The following is a 26820-nucleotide window of genomic DNA, read 5'->3' as shown; positions in this document are numbered from 1 at the left end:
CTTTAAGACGATTAAGTATAATTATTAATAACTTAATAATAGGTATAAAAATGAAAAAATTACTTTCAGTAATAGCTTATAGCATAGCATTACTCACTACAGCGACGACATTAGCCAATAACAGCGAGCTTCACACAGTCGCTACATTCGATGCACAACATCCACCGGGTAACATTGCTATTACGCCATCGGGAAGAAAGTTTTTGTCGATACATGGATTTTATGGACAAAAGCAAAAGATCATGGAGCTTATGCCAGACGGCACCACAAAACCTTATCCTAATGAAGAATGGGCATATGCTTACAATAATGGTAAAGGTTTTTACGGTGTTCTGGGTATTAATGTATCAGCCGAGGGTGTGTTATGGATGCTAGATACGTCGGGTCCTGATCATGCGGGGCGATTAGTGGGTTGGGATACTAAAAGTGAGCAGCTTGATAAAATTATTTATTTAGCAAAGCCAACGATTACAGATACGTCGTTTCTAAACGACTTAGCCGTTGATAACAAAAATGGCTATATCTATATTGCTGACACGGCACAAGGTAGTCAAGCCGCAATTATTGCTGTTAACCTTAAAACAGGTGCCGCACGAAGAATACTGCAAGACAGCCATTATACTCGTGCTGAAAGCATCGACATAGTTATTGACGGTCGCACAATGAAAATTGGCGGGCAAGCTGCGCGTTTGGGTGTAAACCCAATCACTCTTGAGCCCAATGAAGACTGGTTATACTTTGGCTCCATGTCGGGCACATCGGTATATCGTGTTGCCACAAGCGCAATTATAAATGAAAGTCTATCAAGTAAAGAGCTAGAGGAAAAAGTACAGCACTACGGCACTAAGCCTATTTCTGATGGTATTATTGTCGATGGTGGCGGCAATATATATGTCACCGATATTACTAACGGCGCTATTGGTGTGGTTAAACCTAGTGGCAATTACCAAGTGTTATTTAAAGATGAACGTCTTGTGTGGCCTGATGGTTTTAGTTACGGAGACGATGATAAAATTTACGTTACCGTTAATAAACTTCACCGTTCGCCAATACTCAACAATGGTAAAGATGACAGCCAAGGGCAATATAGCGTGCTTTCTTTTAAGCCACTTGTTAAAGGTAAAGTAGGTCGTTAGTGCCCCCTACTTTTGACTTATCAATGGTAAAGATGACAGCCAAGGGCAATATAGTGTGCTTTCTTTTAAGCCACTTGTTAAAGGTAAAGTAGGTCGTTAGTGCCCCGCTACTTTTGACTTATCAATACTAAAAGTCTTTTGGCCGCTTTTAACCATTAAAAATATTAAGGTAATTATCAATACGACCGTCTATTTTATTAATGAAGCAGACGTTCTATCCTAATATCGTGGCTCATAATATGAACCACGATATTAGAGCTTTAATGGTCAATATTCATTGATAATTAAACGGTTCTCAACCTCAGAGATAACAATAAAATAGTATTGCGCAACGCTCAAGTAATCATTAAGAAATTTGCTTAACGGCTAATTCAGGTGGTACCAAAGGCGCAATATCATTAACATAAAAAGTATCGCTAGAGGCTTGATTCCACCATGTTAACCACATCCCAGTAATATTTTCTTGCGTTAACTGACTCTCAGTCAGTTCAGGTACTGTGTGGGTATTAGATTCTAACATGCCGTTTGGTGTTCTACGTTTTATCATGTTGTAAGTTAACTGCGAGACATCATCTAGTCCCATGCTTCCCAATAATTCAAAGAAGCTATTTAGGGTGTGATGATGAAATGAGGTTACACGTTTGCCTTTTACTTCTATATCGATGGCTTTAGAGCGATTTTTATCTTGTGTGGCGACCCCCGTTGGGCACATATTGGTGTCACATTGCCTAGATTGAATACAGCCCAATGACATCATAAATGTTCGGGCCGCGTTAACAATATCAGCACCAAAGGCAACCTTATTAAGCATGTCAAAACCCGAAGCTGTTTTACCGGCTGAAATCACCCGTATCTGTTTACGTAGTCCTAATCCAACAAGTGCCTGATGAACAAAATAGGTTCCTTCCAAGCAGGTCATACCAAGTCTGTTACTAAATTCCACGGGTGCAGCGCCTGTGCCTCCTTCTGCGCCATCAACCGTAATAAAATCAAGGTATATGTTACTTTCCAACATGGCTTTGCCAAGACATAAAAATTCAGCGGGGTTACCAACACAAAGTTTGATACCAATGGGCTTGCCACCACTTAACTCTCTAAGTTGGCTAACAAATGACAGTAATTCAAATGGGCTATTGCATTCAGGGTTAATCGCCGGAGAAACACAATCTTCTTCTTTACTAACACCTCTGATCTGCGCGATTTCATCTGTTATCTTAGCTTTAGGAAGTACGCCACCATGACCAGGCTTAGCACCCTGCGACAACTTTATTTCAATCATTTTTACTTGTGCTAATTGAGCCGTTTTAGCAAACATCACAGGATTGAAACGGCCATATTCATTTCGACAGCCAAAAAGCCCCGTACCTATTTGCCAAACCAAGTCTCCACCATGCTTTAAATGATAAGGGCTAACACCACCTTCGCCAGTATTATGATAAAAGCCACCTGCACCTGCGCCTAGATTCATTGCTTCAATAGCTTCTGCACTTAAAGAGCCATAACTCATTGCTGATATATTTAATCTTGACGCTTTATAGGGTTTTGAACATTGTCGCCCGCCAACTGAAACGTGCTTAGATTCATCCTTTATTGTTTTTGGTGCTAGCGAGTGCCATATACTTTGATAGTTAGTTTGCATTAAATCTCGTTGAGTGCCAAAGGGAATGGTGTCTGTTACCGACTTTGCACGTCGATAAACCAGATCTCTTTGTTCGCGATTAAAAGGCATTTCTTCGGTGTTATTTGCAATAAAATACTGTTGAACTTCTGTTCGTATTGATTCAAAGAAGTAACGAAAGTAAGCAAGAACAGGATACAGTCTATTTAAGGTATGTTTACTTAGGGTAAGATCATATGCACCTACTATTGAATAGGTCAGGGTAAAAAACACCAAAAAACCAGGGAACCAACCAGCAATAGTATAAAGTAAGATAAAGCTACTGATGTTACCTAGGGTTAAAACTTGCCAGTAAAATTTTTGAGCTGAAGTCATTTTTTAAATATCCTACTATATTTCTAATCTGCTTATTTAACCCCATTGATCAATGGGATAATATTATTTTTTTGATGTATGGCGGTAATAAATAGGTGTAAAGCCTATAGAGACTGAAAATCTTTATCAATCATCTTCACCACCCACCAGTTAATGTAATTTCAGGTTAGGCCTTAACGCTCTATTAACCCTACCAACAAGGACTATGAGTAAGGTTTTAAGCACACCAAAAAGTGTCACTTGGTGCATGCGGTATAACCCAATATAAACCAGTCTTGCCAACTTACCTTCGATGAACATACTGCGTTGATTAATGTTTCCCATTAGGCTGCCTACTGCCGTATAAGATGATAATGACACCAAGGAACCATAATCGATATATTCATAAGCGACTAAGGGTTTCAATGCTAATTTAGCAATAATATTGGTAAAGACAGTCGATGCCATTTGATGCGCTGCTTGCGCCCTAGGGGGAACTTTTATCCCTTTTAATGTCGTGCATGAGGCGCAGTCGCCAAGGGCAAATATATCGGTGTCTAAGGGAGTTTGCAGGAATGGATTAACCAGTAATTGATTGTTCTTTGCGCTTTCCAAACCGCCAATAGCTTGCATAAAATCAGGTCCCTTTATGCCCGCCGCCCAAACAGTAATGCTGCTAGCGATTTCACGGCCATCTTTTGTTATTACACTGTTGGGCGTAACTTCAGTAACCGCGGTGTTAGTATTTACGGTGATACCAAGCGCCTCTAGTTCTTGTTGTGCACTTTGCGCTATACGTTCAGGAAGTGCAGCAAGGATCCGAGGCCCTGCTTCTACAATGTGAATATCTAGACTCTTTTTTGATAAATGGTCATATCCATAATTTCTCAGTAATTCAGAGGTTTTTACTATTTCTGCAGCAAGCTCTACGCCTGTAGCACCACCACCAATAATGGCAATATTGAGACTGCTGCGCGTATCGTCCCCTTTAAGTCGTAAAAAAGCATTAAGTAACTCAGTATGGAATCGCTCTGCATTTTCACAAGTATCAAGAAATGTACAGTACTCCTTTGCTCCCAGCGTATTAAAGTCATTCGTTACAGACCCTAACGCAAATACCAATAATGAGTATTTAACCTGGCGAGCAGGAAATATTAAAGCACCGTCTTGATCATTTAATTGTTTTAAAAGTACATGCTTCGATTCTCGGTTGAGTCCATCAACTACACCTAGCTGAAACAAAAAACCATTACGCGCACCATGGGATAAATAATCAACACAATCTATATCTGCGTCAAGTGAGCCTGAAGCGACTTCATGTAAAAGTGGTTTCCAAACATGTTTTCTATTTTGGTCGATTAAAATAACTTTTTGTTTGGTTTTTCGAAAATACTTGCCGAGTTTAGTGGCAAGCTCTAAACCTCCTGCACCACCACCGATTATAACAATGGGGTCTGAAGAAATGGTCGGTTTTCGCCACCAAGGCCTGATTAACATTTTATTCGCTGATCCTTAAACTATAATGAGCCAACACCATTAAAAGCTAGCGTTATTTGTATTAGATATTCCCTACCTTAATCTATGCTTAAGTTAGCGAATATGTAATAAACTATCATGCTATCTTTATGAATGCACTAAGGATAAAGCGTGTCTTCCTGGTTTAAACGTTTAGGTCCATTTCTTGGTGTTGTGTTCTTTCTTATGGCTGCGACACGAGTCTATTTTAAATTAGAACATTTTAAATATGCAGACTCTCTTTCAGCCTTGAGTAGTAGATCTAGTTGGGTTTTCGGCCTGGGTGTTATACTTACTTTGCTAAATTATCTGATCTCCAGCCTTATTAATAATAAGTTAATCCTAAATATTACTAACGACTTCATTACCAATAGAAGTCGTTAATATCTAGGCTAAAATTTACAGATCTTTTATGTTGTTAAGATAGTTTTTATAGTTAGACTTTTTATCTTCGAATAATTTCAGTAAATCTAAAGTAACAAAAACACCATGCTGCTGCTCGCTGTTAGTCGTTAAACCAAAAGAATAAGTATTGTTTATGTGAAACATAACCCCGTGAGATACCGACTTAACTGAAACTCTATCTGCATAGGTAGAGACGACTGAAAGTCCCAAAGGTATCTTTAACTGCCAGTAATTAATCCCCGCCCATTCTATAGCAAGTGCTTCTTTCATCTGTTCGCCATGTTCAGCATCGACACTGTAATGCATAATAATAGAAGGATGTAAGGCAAAGTACTGTTTATTGGGGGGTGGAACTAAACGGTTTTCTTTTAATTTATCTTGGTAATACCAAGTATTAATGGCTAAATCTATAAACGTTTGTGAACGCGAATTTTCAAAATAATTTGACCATGCAGTGTTCTTTAAAGCTATATTCATACCTGCTTTTGAATTGGCATATTTATAAGAAGATTCAAAAGGAGCAACAATTGCCTTATGCAAATTATCAAAGAGGATCTTACAGTTTTTTGGGCCATACCCCTTACAGTCAGCATTATCTAAAACTGCAATTTCTTCATTGTTATACTTTAGATGATATTTTCCTGTCTTAGTGCTTTTTGAGGCATTAATATTTTTAGGGTACGACAATGTGGTTAACGATTGATAAGCATTGTTGATGATAAAATCGCTGTCGACACCCATTTTTTCTAGCGGTTTAACATGCAAGGAAAGTTTTTCCTTCCAATTAATAAACCAAGCATTCATCGCTTGATCGACTTCTGAGCCATCAAGAAGTTTATTACATATTTTCAGAGAAATATCATCAACACCCTCATACATATTAATAAAAACCTTCCCTTTTGTAGCGTCGTGTTTTTGACAAATAAGCTCTTCAGAAAAAGAAGATAAAGAAGATAAAGATATCAAGGCAAGTAAAATAGCCGCCAATAAATATTTCATTGTTTATCCTCCTTGAAATATCTAATAAAACCGGTGATAGCTGCCACTAATCCCTTAATGTCAGCAGTAAAGCCGCCTGTTTGTTGATAATTTTTAATTTTATTTAGCTCTCCTTGATAATGTTTAAATGCCTTATTAGCTTGTGTTTGCTCAGTAGAGCTGGGGTCGAAGTCATCTAAAAATGTATAAAGTAAAGGATAAGATACTTTTGGATCTTCAATGTACCCTTTAATTGAATGGGTATTCTTGCGACTAAATTCTTTAGTAACAATTTTTCGATATGCATTATCAAACGCTGATTCACTTATCCAACTACCATTATTTTTAGGATCGAAGCGTCTAAATAAATCAAAAGCAATAGGGTCGCACTCATGATAGATATTATAAAATTCATTCATTATTCCGCCAACACCAGGTTTAACAATAGATTGATAAGGTGAAGTTAAACCAGAAGCCCACGTGACTAAATCGCTAACATTAGCGAAACTCCAATAGGTAGATATTTGCGGTTGACCGAGCGGTTTTTCATCAGGAAAGAGTTTATTTAATGAGTCATGCATTACTGACGTGCCAAGAGAATGCGTTAAAAAATGATAAGTCGTACCTGCACTGTGTTGGCCAAATATACTCACTAACTCTTTGATAACAAAGCCCCTAACGCTTTCACCAAATATAGACAAATATAGGATAACATCTAAGGCATGAGTATTTTCAAAGGTATCACTCCCCAGATTGGCATCAATACCTATCAATTTATTCATTAAGTCAGGCGTATCAACACCCGCCAGCTGAGTTTTAATGAAGTGTTCAACTGTTTTACTGCTGCTTGAAATTTCCTTACGGATCTTCTCAAATAGATGGTCATAACTAATACTATGAATGATCAATTCATTTTCAATTTTTAGTTTTTTATAACTTGGATACCTTTCCAATGCATTGTTAATTGACTCAACAACGTCTTCTTTAAAAGAGTCAGAGGTGTGCATTCCAATGCCATGCATTAAAATTAAGACGGGTTTATCGCTCATTTTTTTCTCCAAATATCGACGTCAATGTTAAATTAAATAGACTTTACGAACGTGAAGATTCAGCCGAGTAAAAAAGGAAAGGCGCTATCCTAGCTAAGTCAAATTGAATCCATTTAAGTTCAATAACCAACTATAGGTGCAGCCTATAAATTAAACAACAATAGAGCGCCATTAGTTTATGTTATATAGATTTTCATAATGAACATAACCTTATTCGCTAACTTATTATTGATTTGCTGAAATTTAAAATATCATTATTTTGCGGTGAGTAATTCGCCATGCTCACTGATAAGCAGTTGACATGGCTTTTACTTAAACGATTATTTGATAGGTAAAGCGCCTGATAAATTTTATTCAGGGGTAGCGCTATTAGTGGGGTTTTTCACATGTATATCTAACCATTAATATTGTTCCCACAGCATATGGAGCAACGACTCTCTGGCTCGATAACCGTGTTGCTCATGTGGTAGCATCACCAAGCGAGCATTACCGCCAAGTCCTTTTAGCGCAGCAAACATTCGTTCTGATTGCATTGGAAAAGTACCTGAATTTGGATCTTCTTTACCGTGGAGCATCAACATTGGCTCATTAATTTTTTCTGCATGAAAGAACGGTGGCATCGATGCATAGGCTGGTTGACCTTCCCAAAAACTACGCTCTTCTCCTTGAAAGCAGAAGGGTTCGGTGGGTATTTCACTTACAAACATCTATGCTCGCAATAATTACTTTATAATTAGGCCAGAAACATCCGATAGCACTTCAACTTAATCTTGCTTAGGTTACAATCTAGCAAGACATAAAAACCAATCAATTCGTCCTAAGGAAATTCATGAATCAGTTACTACGTGCCGACGATAAAGGTACATCACTTTTTATCATCAACAAAAATAACTATAACGACTGGTTAAGCGAGCAAACTCAGCAAAACCAAGCATGGTTAGCCAATACTAATTATAAAGCTGAAGGTTTAGCGTTATTACCTAATACTCAAGGGGAGTTGTCGCTAGCAGTATTTGTTGTTGAAGATGCCAATCACTTCTTTGCCTGTGGCGAATTAATTAAGCAACTTCCTCCTGGTCAGTATTTGTTACATGCGAAAGATGAACAGCAACAAGCCATCTGTTTTTCATGGCTAATGGGCGCCTATAAATTCGATCGTTATGTAACAAAAAACAAAAATAATGACCCGCTTCCCTGCTTAGCCGTTAATAATCAGACCATAGTCGACAGTGCCATTAAATATGCCGAGGCAACGACTTTAGTACGTGACTTAGTCAATACGCCAGCAGCTGATATGATGCCAATAGATCTTGGTGACTGTGCGCAAAACTTGGCTAATAGGTATCACGGCCAAGTTCAGCAAATTATTGGTGATGAGCTGGTCGAACAAAATTACCCAACCATACATGCCGTTGGTCGCGCGAGTGCGCATGCACCTCGTTTAATTGACTTAACTTGGGGTAATAGCCATCACCCAAAAGTAACGTTAGTGGGTAAAGGCGTTTGCTTTGACAGTGGAGGTCTCGACTTAAAACCCGCTGCTGGTATGCGTAATATGAAAAAAGATATGGGCGGATCTGCACATGTCCTCGGATTAGCTCAACTAATTATGTCGCATAACCTACCAATTAATCTACGAGTACTCATTCCTGCGGTAGAAAATGCCGTGTCGAGCAATGCCATAAGACCTGGTGATGTTATTACTACACGCGCAGGTATTACCGTTGAAATTCACAACACTGATGCAGAAGGTCGCTTAGTATTGTGTGATGCTCTAACAGAAGCTGACACCGAACAGCCTGATTTAATTATTGATTTTGCAACCCTAACTGGCGCAATGCGTGTTGCTTTAGGCACAGAATTACCAGGATTTTTCTCAACAAGCGATGAAGTTGCTGCAGGTATTACCCAAGCGGGCAGCAAAATTAGCGATCCGGTCTGGCGTATGCCCCTTTATAGCCCATACGGTGATTTACTGAAAAGCTCTATTGCTGATATGACCAATTGCGCCGCAATACCCTTTGGTGGTGCAATTACCGCGGCATTATATCTACAAGAGTTTGTTAAAAAAGAGACTGATTGGGTTCACTTTGACGTGATGGCATTTAATATCAGAGCTTTACCAGGGCGCCCCCTTGGCGGTGAAGCTTTTGGTATTCGCGCCGTATTTGATTACTTACAAGCTAAGTATAAATAAGCAATTAAAACCACATCGCCATAAAAGTTAATAACTGCGGTGCTTTTGCGCCGCATTTATTCATAAATGTCTGTCGCTACCAAAGCTAGTTTTTATTGATACTTTCCCCATTTTTCTGTCGGTACCTCACTTAACAACACCTTGCTTTATCACGAGCTGAGTACCTCACTCAATAATCAAAAAAAAGCCATAATATTCAAAATAACACTTGATCTAAATCAACAAAGGTTTAAACTTTCAGAAATTACTGAAAGTTCAGAAGACTTAATTATGATTATGACAGCTAAAATCGAATCGTTCGTTATGCACTGTGGTGAAATGGGCAGTCGCTGGGGCTTTAACCGCACCGTAGGTCAAATGTATGGTTTATTAATTATTCACAATGATTCACTCACTGCGCTACAAATATCAGAAGCCCTCAACATTTCTCGCGGTAATGTCAGTATGGGTATTAAAGAATTACAGTCTTGGCGCTTAGTTCAAGTACAACATAAACCCAAAGATCGCAAAGAATATTACTCACCGGCGGGGTCTATTTGGGAAATGGCAATACGTGTCTTTGAAGAACGTCGCAAACGTGAGGTTGACCCTACCCTGTCACTATTACGCGATAATCTTTTAGATGAACCCGCTAACCCTCAAGAACAATATGCACAGCAAAAAATGCATGAGATGCATGACCTACTTGAAACGATTACCCATTGGGCGGCAGAACTACAAAGCATGAGCCCAGAAAAACTTAATACATTAATGAAACTTGGTGCCGGTGTCAGTAAAGTTATTGATATAAAAGATAAACTTTTAAATAAAAACTAAATTGTCACTTTGACTTTTTTAAAGCTAGCACATTAATGTTATAAAAAATTGTCACTTTAAACGTTAAACCCGTTGATGATACTCGTGTTTTCTAGGGTTTATGGAGTAAATCATGTTAGAAACCTTAATGCTTTCACGCATCCAGTTTGCCGCTAATATTAGCTTTCATATCCTGTTTCCAACAATAACCATCGCACTGAGCTGGTTTTTGTTTTATTTCAAATTACGCTTTGACCAAACCAATGATCCTATCTGGATGCGGGCCTACCGTTTTTGGGTCAAAATTTTTGCCCTTACCTTCGCAATAGGTGTGGTTACCGGTATTACTATGTCGTTTCAATTTGGCACTAACTGGCCAAAATTTATGGAAACAGTCGGTAATATAGCGGGACCATTATTGGGTTATGAAGTACTCACTGCTTTCTTTCTAGAGGCTGGTTTTTTAGGCATTATGTTATTTGGTATGAATCGAGTTTCGGCTCGAGTACATACATTATCAACGTTAATTGTCGCTTTTGGTACCAGTTTATCGTCATTTTGGATCCTAGCACTTAACTCTTGGATGCAAACGCCTCAAGGTCATGAGATGCGCGATGGTGTCGCATTCCCCGTTGACTGGTTTGCTATTATTTTCAACCCATCATTCCCTTACAAATTGTCTCATATGCTGGTTGCCTCTGGTTTAACGGCAGCATTTTTAGTTGCGGGTATAAGTGCCTATCGCCTACTCAAGGGTGATAACAAAAAAGCGCCACAATTAACGCTAAAAATAGCGTTAACAGTCGCTGCGGTGCTGGCACCAGTACAGATATTGTTAGGTGATATGCATGGGTTAAATACCTTAGAACATCAACCACAAAAAATTGCTGCCATGGAAGGTATTTGGCATACCGAAAAAGGAGCACCGCTGTTGTTATTTGCACTTCCTGATGAAGAGCAAAAAACCAATCATTTTGAAATAGCCGTTCCTAAAATGGCCAGCTTTATTTTGACACACGATTTTGATGGCGAAATAAAGGGGCTAAACGAATTTGAAGGTAACCATCCCCCTGTTGCGCCGGTGTTCTTTGCTTTTAGAATCATGGTGGCTTTAGGTCTCTTCATGTTTATTGTCGCTTGGTTTAGTCGTTTTCAATTGTGGCGTAAAAAACAATTGCCCCCTTGGCTATTAAAAGTACTGGTTGCGATGAGCTTCTCGGGTTGGGTCGCCACATTAGCGGGCTGGTATGTCACTGAGATTGGCCGACAACCTTGGCTAGTGACAGGGATTTTAACGGTAAAAGATGCAGCGACAGATATAGCACCAGCAAATGTAGGAATTACACTTACACTTTATTTGACTTTATATGTTGTCATTATGGTTGCCTACCTACACACCCTATTTACGATGGCAGGACGAGCGATTGAACTTGAAGAATTCAGTATCGATGAACAAGTAAAACCTGTTATTCACACACCTAGTAAATCAATCGAGGGATAAGTTATGTTTGAAGAAAATACCTTAGCGCTAATTTTTGTCTCATTAATGGGTCTTTCAATCTTACTTTATGCCATTTTAGATGGCTACGATTTAGGTGTTGGCATTATGCTACCGCTCGATCAAACAGATAATGCAGATACGATGATAGCTTCAATAGGCCCTTTTTGGGACGCTAACGAAACTTGGCTAGTCTTAGCGATTGGTTTATTATTGATAGCCTTTCCTGCGGCGCACAGTTATATATTTAAAGAGCTCTATTTACCCACCGCGGTATTATTAATTAGTTTAGTGCTTCGTGGTGTAGCTTTTGATTTTCGTGCTAAGGCGGCCTTTGGTCATAAGCCTACGTGGAATAAAGTCTTTAAAATAGGCTCGTTACTCGCTGCTTTAAGCCAAGGTTACATGTTAGGTATGTATGTTATGGGCTTTGAAAGCACTGTAGCCGCTTATTGTTTTAGTTTACTGAGTGCCTTTGGTGTTGCGGCCGCTTATAGCTATATAGGTGCTTGTTGGTTAATTATGAAAACTGAAGGTGAACTACAAATACAAGCGGTAGCTTGGGCAAAAAAATCAGGACTAATTTGTTTCCTTGGTATTATAGCTGTCTCCTTTGTTAATCCATTAATTAACCCAGGTGTCTATGAAAAATGGTTTGCTTGGCCAAACACTTTATTGATATTAACCTTACCCGCTATTTGCTTTGCGTTATTTATTTTTAGCTTAATACAACTAAAGCAACTACCTAAAATAAATGACAAAGGCTGTTGGCGACCTTTTGTCGCGGCAGTGATTATCTTCACTCTATGTTTTTTTGGTTTAGCCTTTAGTTTTTTTCCGTACATAGTGCCTAACAAGCTGACTATTTGGGAAACAGCCGCAGCACCTGAATCTTTGAGTTTTCTCTTATGGGGAACCTTCATTGTGGTACCGGTTATATTTAGTTATACCGCCTTTTCTTATCGGGTATTTTGGGGCAAGGTGCGAGAGCTCAGATATTATTAAGCGTGAGTTTATCCTTAAATAAACTAAGCACAGACACTTATTATTAATGTTCTTCTGTTAAGTATTTTTGCTAAGCGCCATTCTTAATTAAAAACCAGCCACAAGGCTGGTTTTTAATTAAGGTCATTATACTTTGGCTATCATATTAAGCATTAATCGGTAAACGCATTGGTCTTTTACCTAAGACCGCCAATGCATTTGCAACTGCTGGGGCAATAGTCGGTACGCCAACCTCACCCAAACCACCGGGTTCATTAGTACTTTCAAGCAATTTCACCTGAACAATCGGCGCTTCAGCCATTTTAATAATAGGGTAATCATGAAAATTGCTTTGTTTAACACCACCACTTTCAATATCACAACGCCCATAAAGTGCCGCCGTTAGTCCAAAGAGCACACCACCTTCAACTTGAGCGATTGCTGAGTCTGGGTTGACCACCACGCCACTGTCAGTCACTATCCAAACACGATGAACACGCGCTTGGTTATTTTGCAGTGAAACTTCAGCAACGGTAGCAACCATAGTGCCAAAACTTTTTTGTACCGCAACGCCCATCGCTTTACCGTCAGAGCTAACACCGTATTGCCAATTACACAGCTGCGCCACTTCCTTTAAGCATTTTGCATGATCGTCGTTATTATCGAGCAATGCTAATCGATATTTAATGGGGTCAACCTGTGCTTTTTCAGCCAATATATCAATGAAACTCTCGTTGAAAAATGCATGTTGGCTATTTTCGACACTACGCCAAAAACCAATAGGCACAGGAGAAGGATGATTAGCAAACTGCACCTTAATATTATCAACATTATAAGGTGGCATAGAGGCTGGCGCACCACCTTCGCTGCCATAGCTTGCCGATAGCCAGTAACGTGGTTTAGCGTTTTCGTCAAGCTGTGCTGAAAATTTTGCCAGAACTGCCGGTCGATAAACATCTTGTCTCGTGTCTGCCTCACGTGACCAAGTGAGTTTAATAGGAAACTTGTATTTTTTTACTAAAGTGACGACTTCATCAATCCACATTATTGGATTGTCTTCACTCATGCTAAAACCGACACGACGACCAAAGCCTCCTCCCATTGAATGAGCATGAAAAACAACATCTTCTACGTCCATATTAGCGACTTTTGCCGCATGAACACGAGCGTAAAGTGGATTTTGCACACCCGCAGCAACATGAAGCTTATCGCCTTCTAGCCAAGCGCTCGCATTCATCGGTTCCATAGTAGCATGTGCTAAATAAGGCACCCAAAATTCAGCTTCAACTGTTTCACCGCTACCGCCTAACACAGACGCTACATCGCCAATATTGTGGGCATCACTTAATTCTCCTTGTAAACTCTCACGTTGAAAGTTTTCAATACTTGCTGAACTTAAATCACTATTTTTATGGGATGCTGCCGTAATTTTTAAGGCTTTTATCGCTTGCTCTGCTCGCCAAGGATTATTAGCGATAACAGCAACGGATAGCCCCATATTTTCAACACCCAGCACACCCCGCATCGAGGTAATTTCAGCTAAGTTATCAATAGTGGCGACATTAGCGCCAAAGACACCGCTGTGTGCAATAGCTGCATAGCGCATCCCTTCCACATGGCGATCGATACCGTATTGTGTTTCAAGAAATATTTTGTCGGGTAAATCATGACGAGGCATTGCCTTACCAATAAACTTACGATCACCTTTTGCACGAAGTGTGTAGTTTTCAGGAACGTCTAAAGTTGCCGCATGCTCAACCAGTTCGCCATAACTCCAGCGGTTGTCGCCATCAACAACATATCCAGCATCGGTAGTCGTATTAGTACTTGCGCCGTATTTATCGATGGCTGCGTTAATCAGCATTTGACGTGCAGCTGCGGCTGCTTCACGCATAACTTGCCAGCCAGTAAAACGAATAGAGGCGCTACCCCCAGTCATTTGCATATTAAGTAAGTCGGCTAGACGGTTGAAAGCATTACTAGCAATATGCTCTGCCCAGACTGGTGGCTTACCAATCATTTCACTAACAAAGCCTTCAAAAACGCCACCATTGGAAAATGCAGTGGTCGCAGGCGCAAGCTCTAATTTGATTTGCGGCCAATTCAAGTCAAGTTCATCGGCCACTATTTGGGTTAAACCAGTACCGGCACCTTGACCAAGTTCGGTATGCGGAGAAAGTAGTGTAACGGTATTGTCTTTGTTAATACGAAGCCACAAGTTGAGCAAGGTATCTCTGGTGTTGCCATCTCGCTGCACACCAAGGCGATCATGCATGGCCAAATGTGTTCCTAAACCAATAACCCCTAGCGCTAATCCGCCGCCAATCGCTGCACCACCAAAAACGAACATCCGACGAGTAAGACTCATAAAGACATCTCCTTTGCTACATCAAGAATGGCAGCTTTAACTCGACTGTAAGTTCCGCATCGACAGATATTGGTCATTGCAGTATCGATATCGTCAGAACTTGGATTAGGAGTACTCGCTAATAATGCAGCTGCTGCCATCATCATTCCTGACTGACAATAGCCACACTGAGGAACTTGGTGTTTAATCCAAGCAGCCTGTAAAGCGTGCGGAGCCTCTTTTGAGCCGAGAGTTTCAACCGTATTCACTTGCTTACCTTGGGCTGCAACCGCCGGATACATACAAGAGCGAACAGCCTGATTGTCAACATGAACCGTGCAAGCACCACATTGTGCTATACCACAGCCAAACTTAGTGCCGCGAAGACCGGCTTCTTCACGGATCAACCAAAGCAATGGCATATCGTCTTCGACATCAAATAATTGTTCTCGGCCATTAAGGTTGATAGAAATCATAGGGGTTCCTTGCTAAAACATTATAAAGAGAGATAAAAAATCGCCGCTAAAATCAATCGATAAGATCAATCTAAAAAATCAAAACTGACGGTTATTGTGTTTGGACTTGTGACTATCATCGCTAAAAACTATTCTCGTCACAATAGCTGCTATTGATAATTTACAACGATGTTCTTCGCAATTAATCACTTTGAGCAGAACCTATTAAAGGTTATTCACGTTTATTGAATAAAATAAATATTATGTTGCTTTCTATTTTCAGTCAACAATTACCTTATAACCACTCAATTTCTTAGCGTGCCCCCCTACAATTTAATGTTTAATATCGTTAGATTCCGGCTGTTTTTCTAAGGAGGTAGAATGTGGCTTCGTTAAAGATAGTGCAGATAAGCTGACTTTAATTTCCAACAAAAAACACTTCAAAGTAAACGATATCGTCGCCCTTTATTAAAAACGACATGTGATAGATTTAACGATTAATTAAGTAAATACTAGATGTTGACAAGGTTAACAATAATAAAAAAAGCATCCACTATGGAGTATTCATTAACGTTAGTTTTAGACAAACCGAGGAGATTAACAGCAATGCTTACCTGATGCTTTGCGCTGATTTAAGGTGATATTAATTTTAACGGCTAACTTTTGATTGAAAAATACAGACTAAACGCTTCTTCTCTTAGGCTGAACATATTCGAAAGTAGCTAAAAGTAGAGAGTAATGGCTATGCAACCTTCGCTTAGACATTATCTCGTTCAAAACTAGTTAAATCTAAACATTCATTAGCTCTATGGATAAGGCATCTTGACAGCTCCTGCAACGCAAGCGGTGAGGATTCTTGATCAGGCCACGTGAAATAGCTCAGACGGTGTTTTACCACCTGCACTCGAAAGTGCCTGAGCCGCATCAAGGGTGTTATCAAGCAACATGCCATCTGTCAGATGGACTACGCAGTTCAGCCTTATTACAGGGACTTTTACAGGTCTGCGATACTTTGCCACAAGTGGCGGGAGAAGGTATCCTTTTTCTATTCTACCGTTCTCGAATTTATTTTTAATGTTGGCCGAACCGACCAAATCCCGCACTCCAATGAAATCACATTCTGGATTTTTACACTGGTAATTGCGCCCCGAAGGTTTGTGTCTATGACCGCATTTCGGGCAAGTCTGAGTGGTGTACTGCTCTCCTATTTTATCAAGCTCTACACCTTGGAATTTACCTTTGTATTTAAGATAGGTGAGTAGCTGCCCAAGGGGATTGTTGCTGTTCATTTGATTTGAACGTCTTGAGCCTTTCTTCTTTTTTCGAGCGTTCTTACTCATATTGATGCAATCGCCCACAACAAGCATACCTGCTTGTTGTTTCACGCAATAATCAATCATTTGCTTGGATGCATGATGGAGAAGATTGCGCTGCTGATTGTCATTTCTGAACAGCATTTTAGCTTTTGATACTCGCAATTTTCGGCTCCGTCTAGACCCTTTCTTGCATTTTGAAAGCAGTCTTGAGAATTCAGCGAGCTTCTTGTTTCTATACTGAATTAACGAGCGAAGACCGCGACCAACTATGATCTCCGACGTTTCGCCATCGGTCATCGCTGCAAGATGAATTACACCTAAGTCAGCAGCAACTACGTTGCTGCCAGCTGACTTAATGGTTTTGATATCTTGCTTTATCGTGAGCCTAAGCTCCCGAAAACTAAGCTCCGCCCCTGTGATTTTACCAATGGGTATATCTTTTGGAATGCGAACGATGAGTTTTTTAACTCCAAGTCCGTTTGAAAGAATGACGCGGTTACCTTTTCTTTTTATCGCCGAAGCCTTGTACATTACTACCTGGAAGTGCTTCCTGTCACGGTACGGATAACGAGCTTTTTTATCGCCAGCTTTTCGATTCTCTGAGGTTGTTTCGATGTTAGCAAAGAACTTTTTAATAAGCGCCTGGTTTGTCTGGCTATGAAGTCGGTACTTACTTTTAAAGTGCTTTTCAAAATCACCTCTAAAAGGCCACTTCCATCGGCGTTTTCGGATGAATTTGTGCAGTTTAACCATATCGTTCCAAAGGCGAGCTGACTCTCTTCGCAACTCTGTTTGCAAAGGTGTTGTCTGACCGATATTAAATTTCGAAACACTGGTTAAACTCATAATGACGACTATACTGTATAAATTACCAGTGTCAATAAGTGTCTGTATGAAATATAAAAAGAGCGCTCATTCTTCGTATTTAATTCAAGCTCACATTATATTTGTTACTAAATATCGTGAGCGGAAGTTTACGAGCGAGATGTTATATAAAATGGACTTTATAATAAAAAGAGAATGTTTAAAACTAAAGTCAGAATTGGTTGAGTTTAATGGGGAGTCAGATCATGTTCACATGATTATCTCTTACCTGCCTTCTATTTCAATTTCACGATTAGTTAATGTTTTAAAAAGTATTACAGGTCGAGAGATGAAGTTGTGGTTTCCGCAGTTAAATCAGGTAGCTTGGAGGAAGAATGCACTTTGGAGCTCTGGTTATTATGCATGCTCTGTCGGCGGAGCGCCGATAGAGATTCTTAAGCAATACATCGAGCAGCAAGATAGGCCGCATTAGATTGCTATGCAATCTCGGCTATCCATCCCTCACCGCAAGCGGTGGGGCTTTTCGCCGATTTCGGTAAATACAATTGTTTATTTTATCTAGATAAAATTTAAGGGTTAATCTAGGTTGTTGCGGGTCAATATTATTTCAACTCAGATCAGGCAGGCAGTGGTAAATAAAGACCTGCTCCTTTATTTATAAGACTTACTATATTAACCTGCTTTAAAGCCAATTCTAAAACCTCCCCAATGTTTGCCATTAACAAAAATGGGTGCGGAAACATCATGCATTATTTCCCCTGTATCGCGTTTATAGGTTTGTAATAAAAATTTATCTGTGTGTTTTCCACAGCGAATACCTGTAGGGTCATTAAATAAACGTTTAGTGCGATTATTAATAGCATCTATTGCCTGATTACCGGTTAGCGGCTTTGAAAAACATTTGTTATGCGTAGGAAAATAACCATTAATATCAACAGCGCCTGCATAAATCATGTTAGAGAATTCTACTAATAAAGGCTCTTGAATAGCAGGTAAATGTTGGTCTGTGAATTTATCAAAACTGGTGGTAAATTTTTTCGGCTCGGTAAGTCCCAAAGGTTTATAATTAAAATCAAATAACTGCAGCTCTGTTATCTCATTGTTTTTAATGCCTTTTTCAAATAACTGACCAATTTTACTGGCTGTATACTGCGCCTGATTACACATATTACTTATTAGAGTATCACTAGAAAAATTAGAGATATGTACAAATATCGATTCGGTGCCATTGGATAATGTTGTCGCTTGTTTTGATACAGACTTCGTTTCGTGGCTTTTATCCACTAAAAAGTCATGTAAATTTATAATAGCGGTTGAAATTTCATTAGCGGCTAAATCTTGTTCTTTTAAAGCGTGACTTATTTGATCACTCGCGCCCGATGAATCAGCCATAAGCTGATCAATGTCTTTGAAACCTTGTGATAAATCAGTCATGGTGACGACAACACTATCAGTTTTTTCAACAATTTCCGCTATTACTTGGGTTGTTTCAGTTGTTTCGTCACTAATTTGTTTAAGCATGTCACCTATTTTTCGAGTAGCATCAGCAGTTTTTCCTGCCAGCGCTCTGACTTCATCGGCAACAACAGCAAAACCGCGACCTTGTTCGCCTGCGCGAGCAGCTTCTATCGCCGCATTTAAAGCCAGTAAGTTTGTTTGGCTTGATATGCCATCTATTACATCAGTAATACTCTGTATTTGCTGTGTTTTGCTGGCCAGTGATTCAATTTTTTTTGTGGCGGTACTAACCGCATGATGAAGCTCATTGACGGTATCAATGTTGTGGCTTAACTTTGCTGAACTTGAGCTGCTAGCGGTCATTGCTAGACTCGCTTGCTCTGAGGCTAATGAGGAATTTTCGTTTATTTGCTTACTGTTAGCCGACATTTCTTCCGCTGCAGTCGCTAATCGGTCGACATCTTCACTTGATATTTCTATCGCTTGGGCCAATTGGTTTAAAAAGAAACTGACCTCTGCAGAATTAATCGCTAACTCACTGGCGGTATTACCGATAGATTGACCAATATTGGCAAGAGATTCTGTTGTTAAATTATCACGTTGCTTTTTTGTTTCGTTTTTATTTATATTTTTATAGCAGCGACTTACACCGAAAAACACAGCAAAAAAACTAACGACTGCTACACTCAGTGAAGCGAGCAATACTGATGAAAAAGCTTTGTGGCTAGCATACGTAATTAAAGTGATTATTATGGTAATGACTAATGAAACAAGCACTGATTTCTGTAATTTATTTTCCATATGACGACTCACTATAATATTACCTTATTGATATTAGACATAAAAGATAGATAATTTGTCTTTAATAACTATATTAATACATGATTATCAAACAATATGCACTGTAGACCTTAGTATTATAAATATCATTGTATTACTAAAGTCTCCGTTAACGTTTAGTACACAAAAGTGAATACTTCCTGGGCCTAAAACTTTTCCCCTAAAATAAAATGATACACTTGGCTAACCTAAGTAAAAGACCCAACCAGCCTTTATTTTTATTTAATCAACTAAATATTGACAAAAATTTTATATAAATATTACAGCTAAAGTAGCATACTAGATGATAAGCTTTTGGCTTATATTGCAGGGGCGATGCATGAGTAAATAAAACTAAGCTTGTGCCTTAATTAGGTTTATCCGCTTTTAGCAACGTTATAACCTATTAAATTAAATAATATTTTTTGTACTTTTTGTTGACCTTACTTGGATTTGATAATCTTAATATTTATGAAATATAATTTATCGCTTGTTAATCACGTTATCTGCTTTGTTATCCTATTTATTGGAACGATTGCTCCAGCTTATAGTAATGAATCGACTTCAAAACTCATTAATGAATACTCGGTTAAAGTGCTGACCGAGGAAGATGGCTTTATTTCTTCTGAGATATATTCAATTATTCAGGATAATCAAGGCTTACTTTGGTTTGGTACCGCTGAAAATGGCGTTATGCGCTATGATGGTCGAAAAACAACCCTGTTTCAATTTGATAGTATGAGTTCAAACGGTTTATCGCATAATGATGCTGGAAACCTGATGTTGGACCACGCCGGAAATATATGGATTGGCACTTGGGGAGGAGGCGCTAGCCTATATGAACCAAAAACAGGAAGCTTTAGTAATTTCATTCATGATCCGCTTCGCCTTGCTTCTATTTCATCTAATCGAATTCAATCCTTATTTCATGACCAAGAGGACAATATTTGGTTAGGTTCATATGATAAAGGGCTTAGTCGATATCTAGGTAATAATAGCTTTGAACATATTACAAAAACTGATGATTCACCATCAAGTTTATCTCATAATAGAATATGGGATATTGAAAACAACAATAGCAATAGTCTCTGGGTTGCAACTAGCTATGGTTTAAATTTATATGACAAAACTAAGCAAACCTTTTCTCATTTTTTCCCTGCTCCAGAAAATAAAACACCAACAGGCGCAAATGAAATACGCAGTATTTTAAAAACGTCAAAAGACAAGCTTTATGTAGGTACTCAACAAGGTCCATTTTCCTTCGATAAAGAAAATGGTCTTTTTACACGATTAAAAACACTTGATAATCAATATTTAGATCAAGTGAATTCTATGATTGAAGACCAAGAGGGTTATGTCTGGTTTGTCACCAGCAAAGGCTTGTTTCGACAATCAAACACAGGTCCTCAGATTGAACAATTTGACCTTGGCAATAATAAGGGTCTGAGAATAATTTTCGAAGATAGCTCTAGAACCATCTGGGTCACTAGCGAGACTCACGGCATATATAAGTTAGTACCACATCGTAAATTTAAATCGATTAATAGCCCTGAACTGACCGCTCCAAATGGAATAGCAACAGATGCTAATGGTGATCTTGTCATTGTATCTTCGTCATCGCAGTTATATAAGTGGCAGGTATCATCACAAAAACTAGCCACATTATCAGCACCGATCTTTAGTGATGAGAATGGCTATGGCGCTAATAGACTATTAGAAAATCCAATTATATTTCTTGATGATAATAACAGTCTATGGGTTGCACAAGATGAAGGTTTAGCTAAATTCAACTTAGACACTCAACACCTTGAGTTATTAACCTACCCTAAAACAGATCCAAACCATAAAGAGTTCAGAGAGTTACGAGCCCTTAACATGGACCAATATGGGTACCTTTGGATTGGCACTTATAAAAATGGTGTCTATCGCTATAACCCTTCGACTAAAACCTTTACTCATTTAAATGAATCTTTGGGATTATCTCATCCCGAAGTTTTAAAAATATTTAAAGATAGTAAACAAAATATGTGGGTTGGAACCGGTAACGGTGTAAATCTTTGGCAAGCAGACGAACAAAAGTTCATTTCATTTCAAAGTAATAAAAAAAAATCTGATAGTTTATTAGGAAATATCGTACAGGATATCCATCAAAGTGGAAATGGCAACGTTTGGATTGCTACGCAAAAAGGACTCAACTTATATCTTCCAGAAACAAAAACCTTTAAACATTTTGATAAAAACAATGGATTACCGACCTCTTTAATCCGTGCAATTGCTGATGATAAAAGTGGTCATTTATGGCTGACGACCAATAAGGGGATCTCAAGATTAGACCCTTTATCAGGAGAAGTGACTAATTTTGACAGCTATAATGGCTTATTAGGAATGAATTATTATCCAAATAGCCTAGTAAAAGGTGCAAATGAGACATTTTTCACCAGTAGCCAACGCGGCATCGAGTATTTTAGTGCTTTAGATATAGAAACAACCAATGACGAATTCAATATTGTTTTAACCGGTTTTAATAAAATGGGTCAGCCGATAAAGCTTGATAGACCTTATTCTTATGTCACTGATATTGAACTGACTTATCATGACTACTTTTTCTCTTTTGAGTTCTCTGTTTTAGATTTTATTTCACCTAACAAAAACAAATATGCTTATAAACTTGAAGGCTATGATGATAATTGGATTGAAGTCGGTAATAGAAATATTGCTTCATTTACTAATCTAGATGGAGGTACATATAAACTGCTTGTCAAAGCGACAAATAGCAGTGGTGAGTGGGGGAAGAAATTACTGTCGATCAACTTGTATATATCACCACCGCCTTGGAAAACCTGGTGGGCATACAGTTTATATGTATTATTAACCTTAATGGTCGTATTTATTACCATTTATTTAAGAACGCGTTTACAGCAGACAGAAATAGACAGACAAAAGCAATTTGTTTTAACACTTGAAGAGCAAGTGACTGAGAAAACAGCTTCGCTAAAGACGCAGGCTAAAGATTTAATTACAGCATTAAAAAAATCTGAAGAAGCAACACAACTTAAATCAGAATTTTTAGCTAATATGAGTCACGAAATAAGAACACCAATGAACGGGGTTTTAGGCATGCTGGGGTTACTCATGGATAGTGACCTAACGAAAGAACAAGCCCAAAACGTAAGCATAGCCAATACCAGTGCCCATGCATTATTGACACTTATTAATGATATTCTTGATCTTTCAAAGATTGAAGCGGGTAAAATAGAACTTGAGTATATAGATTTTAATTTACGTAATTTAGTGGCAGAGCTTGCTGAATCTATTTCACTTGCCGCGCAAAGAAAAGGCGTTGAAATAATACTCGATTTAACAGGTATTCCCTGCTCTTTCATTAAATCAGATCCGGGACGAATACGACAAATCCTCACCAATATTTTAAGTAATGCCATAAAATTTACCGATCAAGGTCAGATAGTTATTAAAGCTAAACTCGAACCTGCCGAAAAAGATCATCACTTTATATTTAGTTGTGAAATTCAAGATACTGGCATTGGTATTCCAGCAGAAAAAATATTTTTATTGTTTGGCTCATTTAGCCAAGTTGACGCTTCCACAACCAGAAAATATGGCGGTACCGGGTTAGGGTTAAGTATAACAAAAAAATTATGTAAGCTACTTAATGGTGATGTAACGGTATCAAGTAAGATAGGCCATGGCAGCTGTTTTAAAGTATCTTGTTTAGTACAAGAAAGTGAATTATCGACCCCAGTAGTGCCACCGATAGCAGGCTTAAGGTTAAATATTTTAATTGTCGATGATAACAGAACTAGCCGTGAGGTGTTACGCAGACAATTAGAGTGTTGGGGGATAAACGTCACTGAAGCTAAAAGTGCTAAGGAAGCTTTATTTCATTGTGATGAGTGTTTTTCTTCATCAAATTCAAAGATATTTGATCTGGCATTAGTGGACATGGAAATGCCAACGATGAATGGAGAAGCATTAACTAAAATAATTCGAGCGAATAAAAGCTATGACCCAATGGCACTAGTGATGATGACCTCAATCGATGAAAAACACGACGCTAAACACTTTGCAGACTTGGGTAGTAGTACTTATTTTCCTAAACCAGCAACAACCGACAATTTATTTAATGCTTTAGCGGTAATTAAAAATAATACCGATACATTAATAACGGCGCATAACAGTATCGACCTAGAAGCAATAAAAAAGCCTAATATCGGTGCAATGAAAGGTCACTGGCCTAGAGAAATGCATGTGCTACTTGTTGAAGATAACCGAGTAAACCAAATGGTAGCGCTAGCTGTCTTAAAAAAAATCGGCTTAACCGCAGATTTAGCGACTAATGGTGTTGACGCCTTAAATCGATTAAAAGAAGCGACCGTTATTAAACCCTATACGGTTGTGATCATGGATTGCCAAATGCCAGAAATGGACGGTTATGAAGCAACAAAGAGAATTAGAGCAGGTGAGGCTGGAGTAGAAAACACGGCAATACCTATTATTGCAATGACAGCTAATGCGATGCAAGGTGACAAAGAAAAATGTATAGAAGCGGGTATGGATGATTATTTAACCAAACCAATCGAGCCAATGTTGGTGCTAGAAAAATTAAAGTTATGGCGCCATAAATAAAGATATTGTCGTGCATGGCAGTTATTATCTTTATAGAGCCTGTAACAGATTTTGTTACAGGCTCTCTTTATAGTATCGGTGTTTAACATATGAGTACGAACTCTGCCCTCGCCTTTTCTATCTTAAATAAGTCACTAATGAACTATTACCGGTATCAACTTTAGACAACCTTTCAACAGACTTTACTAAAGCTCAAACCATTCTTGAAAGTACGACCCTATTTATATTGTCAGCTATTTTAAAATATAGCTGACTTAAGTAAGTGACTAAAGCAGACACTCTGACTAAAGCAGACACTCAATTTAATTCAAATCTAACAACATCACATCGATATTTCAATATACTGTCAGTCGTTATCATTAAAAAGGGCTTTTGATAATATACGATGGTGCAAAAACTCATTTTCAGTCAATTAACACCTAAAATACTCATTTATTAACAAGTGCCATCCTCCAGGATAGACTGGTTAGATTTATAGCTGTTTTGAATGAGTGTAGTTAATTTAAGCAAAGAGTTTATTGCAATGACTTAAGTTTTGTCTTCGCTTTAACTTTTGGTGTTCGCAGTAATCACTTAAGGCATCTTCGTGACCAACCGCACCATGAAACTGTTTGCTAAATTGGGTGGTAATGATTAGCCAGTTTTTAGCTGATATGTTTAATCGACTGAGTATATTGGGTTGGCTGTCTTCGATGAAACCGTATTTATCCTCTCTGATACAACGTCCGGTTAACTCAATTAATTGTAGGTAATCAGTAAGCTCAAATGTTAAGCCCTTAACCATTTTTTTTATTGGGTGACCAACAAAAGGGAGTAACGCATTGGGTTGTTGATTTTTTTTTGCTTGCTCACAGCGTAGCTTGACGCTGGTGTGCGTTGAGCTTTCGGGCGTTTTGGCTATATTGGCGCGAATGGGGTTTAAATCAACATAGGCCATACAAGCAACAAGTGCTGCTTCATCTAATAATGCTTGAGATTTAAATCGTCCTTCCCAAAATCGACCAGTACAGTTGTCTTCTTGATTAGCTGCTCTGGCAATACCTTCGTTAATGTAGCCCATAAACCAACTGATTTTCATCAGCCGTTTTCGATAGACCTCAGATGTTTCTTTAACGATATCCAGTAACGGTTTCGCTAACGCTTCGCCACGACAGTATTGCTGTGTGAGTAACGTGCCTTTGTGTAAGCGGTGCCAACGCTCAAGCACATCACTCATGCTCCATTGCTTTGCTTTTTCCTCATCAATAAATAGCACGACATGATAATGATTACTCATTACGGCATAGGCACACACGTCAATCGCAAAGACCTCGATAAGAAAGTGTAACTTCTCTTCTACCCACTCTCTGCGGTGATCAAAGCTTTGGCCTGACAAGGCATCTTCGCCACATAAAAAAGCGCGTCGAACACAACGCGCAACACAATGATAATAAGGGGTATCTATTAAACTGATTTGTTGTTTCCTTGGCGTAGCCATAAATCACCTGTGATTATGTCGCTTGGTTATTTCAGTGTAGTGTATCGGTAGGGAGGATCAATTTAGATTGGGCGTCCTATTAAAACTAGATTGGGTGTCCTGTTAATACTCCATTAAACTGATTTGTTGTTTCCTTGGCGTAGCCATAAATCACCTGTGATTATGTCGCTTGGTTATTTCAGTGTAGTGCATCGGTAGGGAGGATCAATTTAGATTGGCCGTCCTATTAAAACTAGATTGGGTGTCCTGTTAATACTCCTGTTAAAACTATTATCATCACTTATCCCTTTGTCTTTAAATTTAATTAGAGATTAATCTATCGCGGTAAGTATTTGGTATTGCTCTGGTGTCAAAGTTGGTAATCGTTTTATAAAAGCAACCATTGCCCAGATACGTTCATCGTCGTGAGTTTTACCCCAAGAAGGCATGCCAGACGCTTTAATACCATGTTTGATCACCCAAAAATTTTTACGATCGCTTTGTGCGCCATCGCCGTGTTCTTTACCTATATGACTTTTAGCAGCAATATTTAAATTAGGTGGTGCTGGGTATAACCCTAAGCTCATGTCACTCTCACTCTGTTCAGGCTTTAAATGGCAACTCGAACACATAAATTCGTAGTCAGCACCACCCGTTAATAACAATTCTGGATCACTTAAATCAGGCACTACAATATCTTGAGCTGCATTTTTAATAGCGTTTTCTCTGGTTTCTTCTAAAAACCAGTAGACCAAATCACTATGAGGCTCATCAGCCGCAACATCAACCAAACCCGAATACATCACAGTAGCCGCGGCACCTATACCTAATAAGGCAAGCAGTAATAATAATTTAATAATTTGCATATATGTCCCTTTAAGCAAAAAGTCACCTAACATATGCTAAGTGACTATTTTGGTTAATTAATGATTATGTTCGTTATCATCATCTTTTTCTTTCATTTTTATCTC

The 26820-nt window shown here is 38.7% G+C and carries 17 protein-coding genes and 1 pseudogene; 7 read left to right on the top strand and 11 right to left on the bottom strand.

The genetic code is table 11. The features are described 5' to 3' along the window. Positions 1-50: 50 nt before the first annotated feature. Positions 51-1136, top strand: a complete 1086-nt coding sequence (locus tag H4J75_RS15050; RefSeq protein ID WP_182222585.1) for an L-dopachrome tautomerase-related protein — start codon at positions 51-53, stop codon at positions 1134-1136. 346 nt (positions 1137-1482) lie between these two features. Here H4J75_RS15050 and H4J75_RS15045 read toward each other — a convergent pair whose 3' ends face one another. From H4J75_RS15045 to H4J75_RS15025, 5 genes and pseudogenes are all read right to left on the bottom strand, one after another. Next, positions 1483-3129: an FMN-binding glutamate synthase family protein gene (locus tag H4J75_RS15045; protein WP_182216225.1), complete on the bottom strand. Its 1647-nt coding sequence runs from the start codon at positions 3127-3129 to the stop codon at positions 1483-1485. Positions 3130-3279: 150 nt separating this feature from the next. Continuing rightward, positions 3280-4605: an NAD(P)/FAD-dependent oxidoreductase gene (locus tag H4J75_RS15040; protein ID WP_182222584.1), complete on the bottom strand. Its 1326-nt coding sequence runs from the start codon at positions 4603-4605 to the stop codon at positions 3280-3282. 417 nt (positions 4606-5022) lie between these two features. After that, entirely contained in the window at positions 5023-6027 is a 1005-nt protein-coding gene (locus tag H4J75_RS15035; RefSeq protein WP_182216221.1) for a hypothetical protein, read from the bottom strand. Continuing rightward, positions 6024-7055 carry a hypothetical protein gene (locus tag H4J75_RS15030; RefSeq protein WP_182216220.1) on the bottom strand — a complete coding sequence of 344 codons (1032 nt, stop codon included), beginning with the start codon at positions 7053-7055 and terminating at the stop codon, positions 6024-6026. Before H4J75_RS15030 ends, H4J75_RS15035 begins: the two co-directional genes overlap by 4 nt. 401 nt (positions 7056-7456) lie before the next feature. Continuing rightward, positions 7457-7735, bottom strand: a pseudogene (locus H4J75_RS15025) (alpha/beta hydrolase family protein); the annotation flags it as partial. 149 nt (positions 7736-7884) lie between these two features. On the opposite strand from H4J75_RS15025, the gene H4J75_RS15020 reads away from it, so the two are divergent. The 4 genes from H4J75_RS15020 (at position 7885) to H4J75_RS15005 (ending at position 12550) form a co-directional block, all read left to right on the top strand. Then, positions 7885-9252: a M17 family metallopeptidase gene (locus tag H4J75_RS15020; RefSeq protein ID WP_182216218.1), complete on the top strand. Its 1368-nt coding sequence runs from the start codon at positions 7885-7887 to the stop codon at positions 9250-9252. A gap of 270 nt (positions 9253-9522) precedes the next feature. Further along, entirely contained in the window at positions 9523-10068 is a 546-nt protein-coding gene (locus H4J75_RS15015) for a GbsR/MarR family transcriptional regulator (protein WP_182175603.1), read from the top strand. A 112-nt stretch (positions 10069-10180) separates the two neighbouring features. Further along, a complete protein-coding gene (locus H4J75_RS15010; protein WP_182216216.1) occupies positions 10181-11548 on the top strand; it encodes a cytochrome ubiquinol oxidase subunit I in 1368 nt (455 codons plus the stop codon). 3 nt (positions 11549-11551) lie between these two features. Next, positions 11552-12550, top strand: coding sequence for a cytochrome d ubiquinol oxidase subunit II (locus H4J75_RS15005; protein WP_182222583.1), 999 nt, complete (start codon positions 11552-11554; stop codon positions 12548-12550). A 145-nt stretch (positions 12551-12695) separates the two neighbouring features. Here the strand turns inward: H4J75_RS15005 and H4J75_RS15000 are convergent, their stop codons facing one another. The 3 genes from H4J75_RS15000 to H4J75_RS14990 form a co-directional block, all read right to left on the bottom strand. Beyond that, positions 12696-14897: a xanthine dehydrogenase family protein molybdopterin-binding subunit gene (locus H4J75_RS15000; protein ID WP_182216213.1), complete on the bottom strand. Its 2202-nt coding sequence runs from the start codon at positions 14895-14897 to the stop codon at positions 12696-12698. Then, a complete protein-coding gene (locus tag H4J75_RS14995; protein ID WP_182216211.1) occupies positions 14894-15352 on the bottom strand; it encodes a (2Fe-2S)-binding protein in 459 nt (152 codons plus the stop codon). The genes H4J75_RS15000 and H4J75_RS14995 overlap by 4 nt, the downstream gene beginning before the upstream one ends. Before the next feature lie 839 nt (positions 15353-16191). Continuing rightward, the gene (locus tag H4J75_RS14990; protein ID WP_182216209.1) at positions 16192-17493 is read right to left on the bottom strand and encodes an RNA-guided endonuclease TnpB family protein; all 1302 of its coding nucleotides are present in this window, start codon (positions 17491-17493) and stop codon (positions 16192-16194) included. A gap of 46 nt (positions 17494-17539) precedes the next feature. On the opposite strand from H4J75_RS14990, the gene tnpA reads away from it, so the two are divergent. Then, positions 17540-17944 (top strand): IS200/IS605 family transposase, encoded by a 405-nt coding sequence (tnpA, locus tag H4J75_RS14985; protein ID WP_182216207.1) that lies wholly within the window; start codon positions 17540-17542, stop codon positions 17942-17944. A 200-nt stretch (positions 17945-18144) separates the two neighbouring features. Here tnpA and H4J75_RS14980 read toward each other — a convergent pair whose 3' ends face one another. Further along, positions 18145-19731 (bottom strand): methyl-accepting chemotaxis protein, encoded by a 1587-nt coding sequence (locus H4J75_RS14980; RefSeq protein WP_182222582.1) that lies wholly within the window; start codon positions 19729-19731, stop codon positions 18145-18147. A gap of 489 nt (positions 19732-20220) precedes the next feature. Here H4J75_RS14980 and H4J75_RS14975 point away from each other — a divergent pair, with 489 nt between their 5' ends. Further along, positions 20221-24393 carry a hybrid sensor histidine kinase/response regulator gene (locus H4J75_RS14975; RefSeq protein WP_182222581.1) on the top strand — a complete coding sequence of 1391 codons (4173 nt, stop codon included), beginning with the start codon at positions 20221-20223 and terminating at the stop codon, positions 24391-24393. Between the two features lie 502 nt (positions 24394-24895). Here H4J75_RS14975 and H4J75_RS14970 read toward each other — a convergent pair. Both H4J75_RS14970 and H4J75_RS14965 read right to left on the bottom strand, forming a co-directional pair. Continuing rightward, complete coding sequence (locus H4J75_RS14970; RefSeq protein WP_182222580.1) at positions 24896-25870, bottom strand: transposase; 975 nt, start codon at positions 25868-25870, stop codon at positions 24896-24898. Between the two features lie 311 nt (positions 25871-26181). Continuing rightward, complete coding sequence (locus H4J75_RS14965) at positions 26182-26715, bottom strand: cytochrome c (protein WP_182222579.1); 534 nt, start codon at positions 26713-26715, stop codon at positions 26182-26184. Positions 26716-26820 lie beyond the last annotated feature (105 nt).

Origin of the sequence: Colwellia sp. BRX10-1 (assembly GCF_014077545.1) — a bacterium.
Lineage (GTDB): Bacteria > Pseudomonadota > Gammaproteobacteria > Enterobacterales > Alteromonadaceae > Colwellia_A.
Note: the sequence above shows the minus strand (reverse complement) of the source record. Positions and strands in the feature narration are given on the sequence as shown.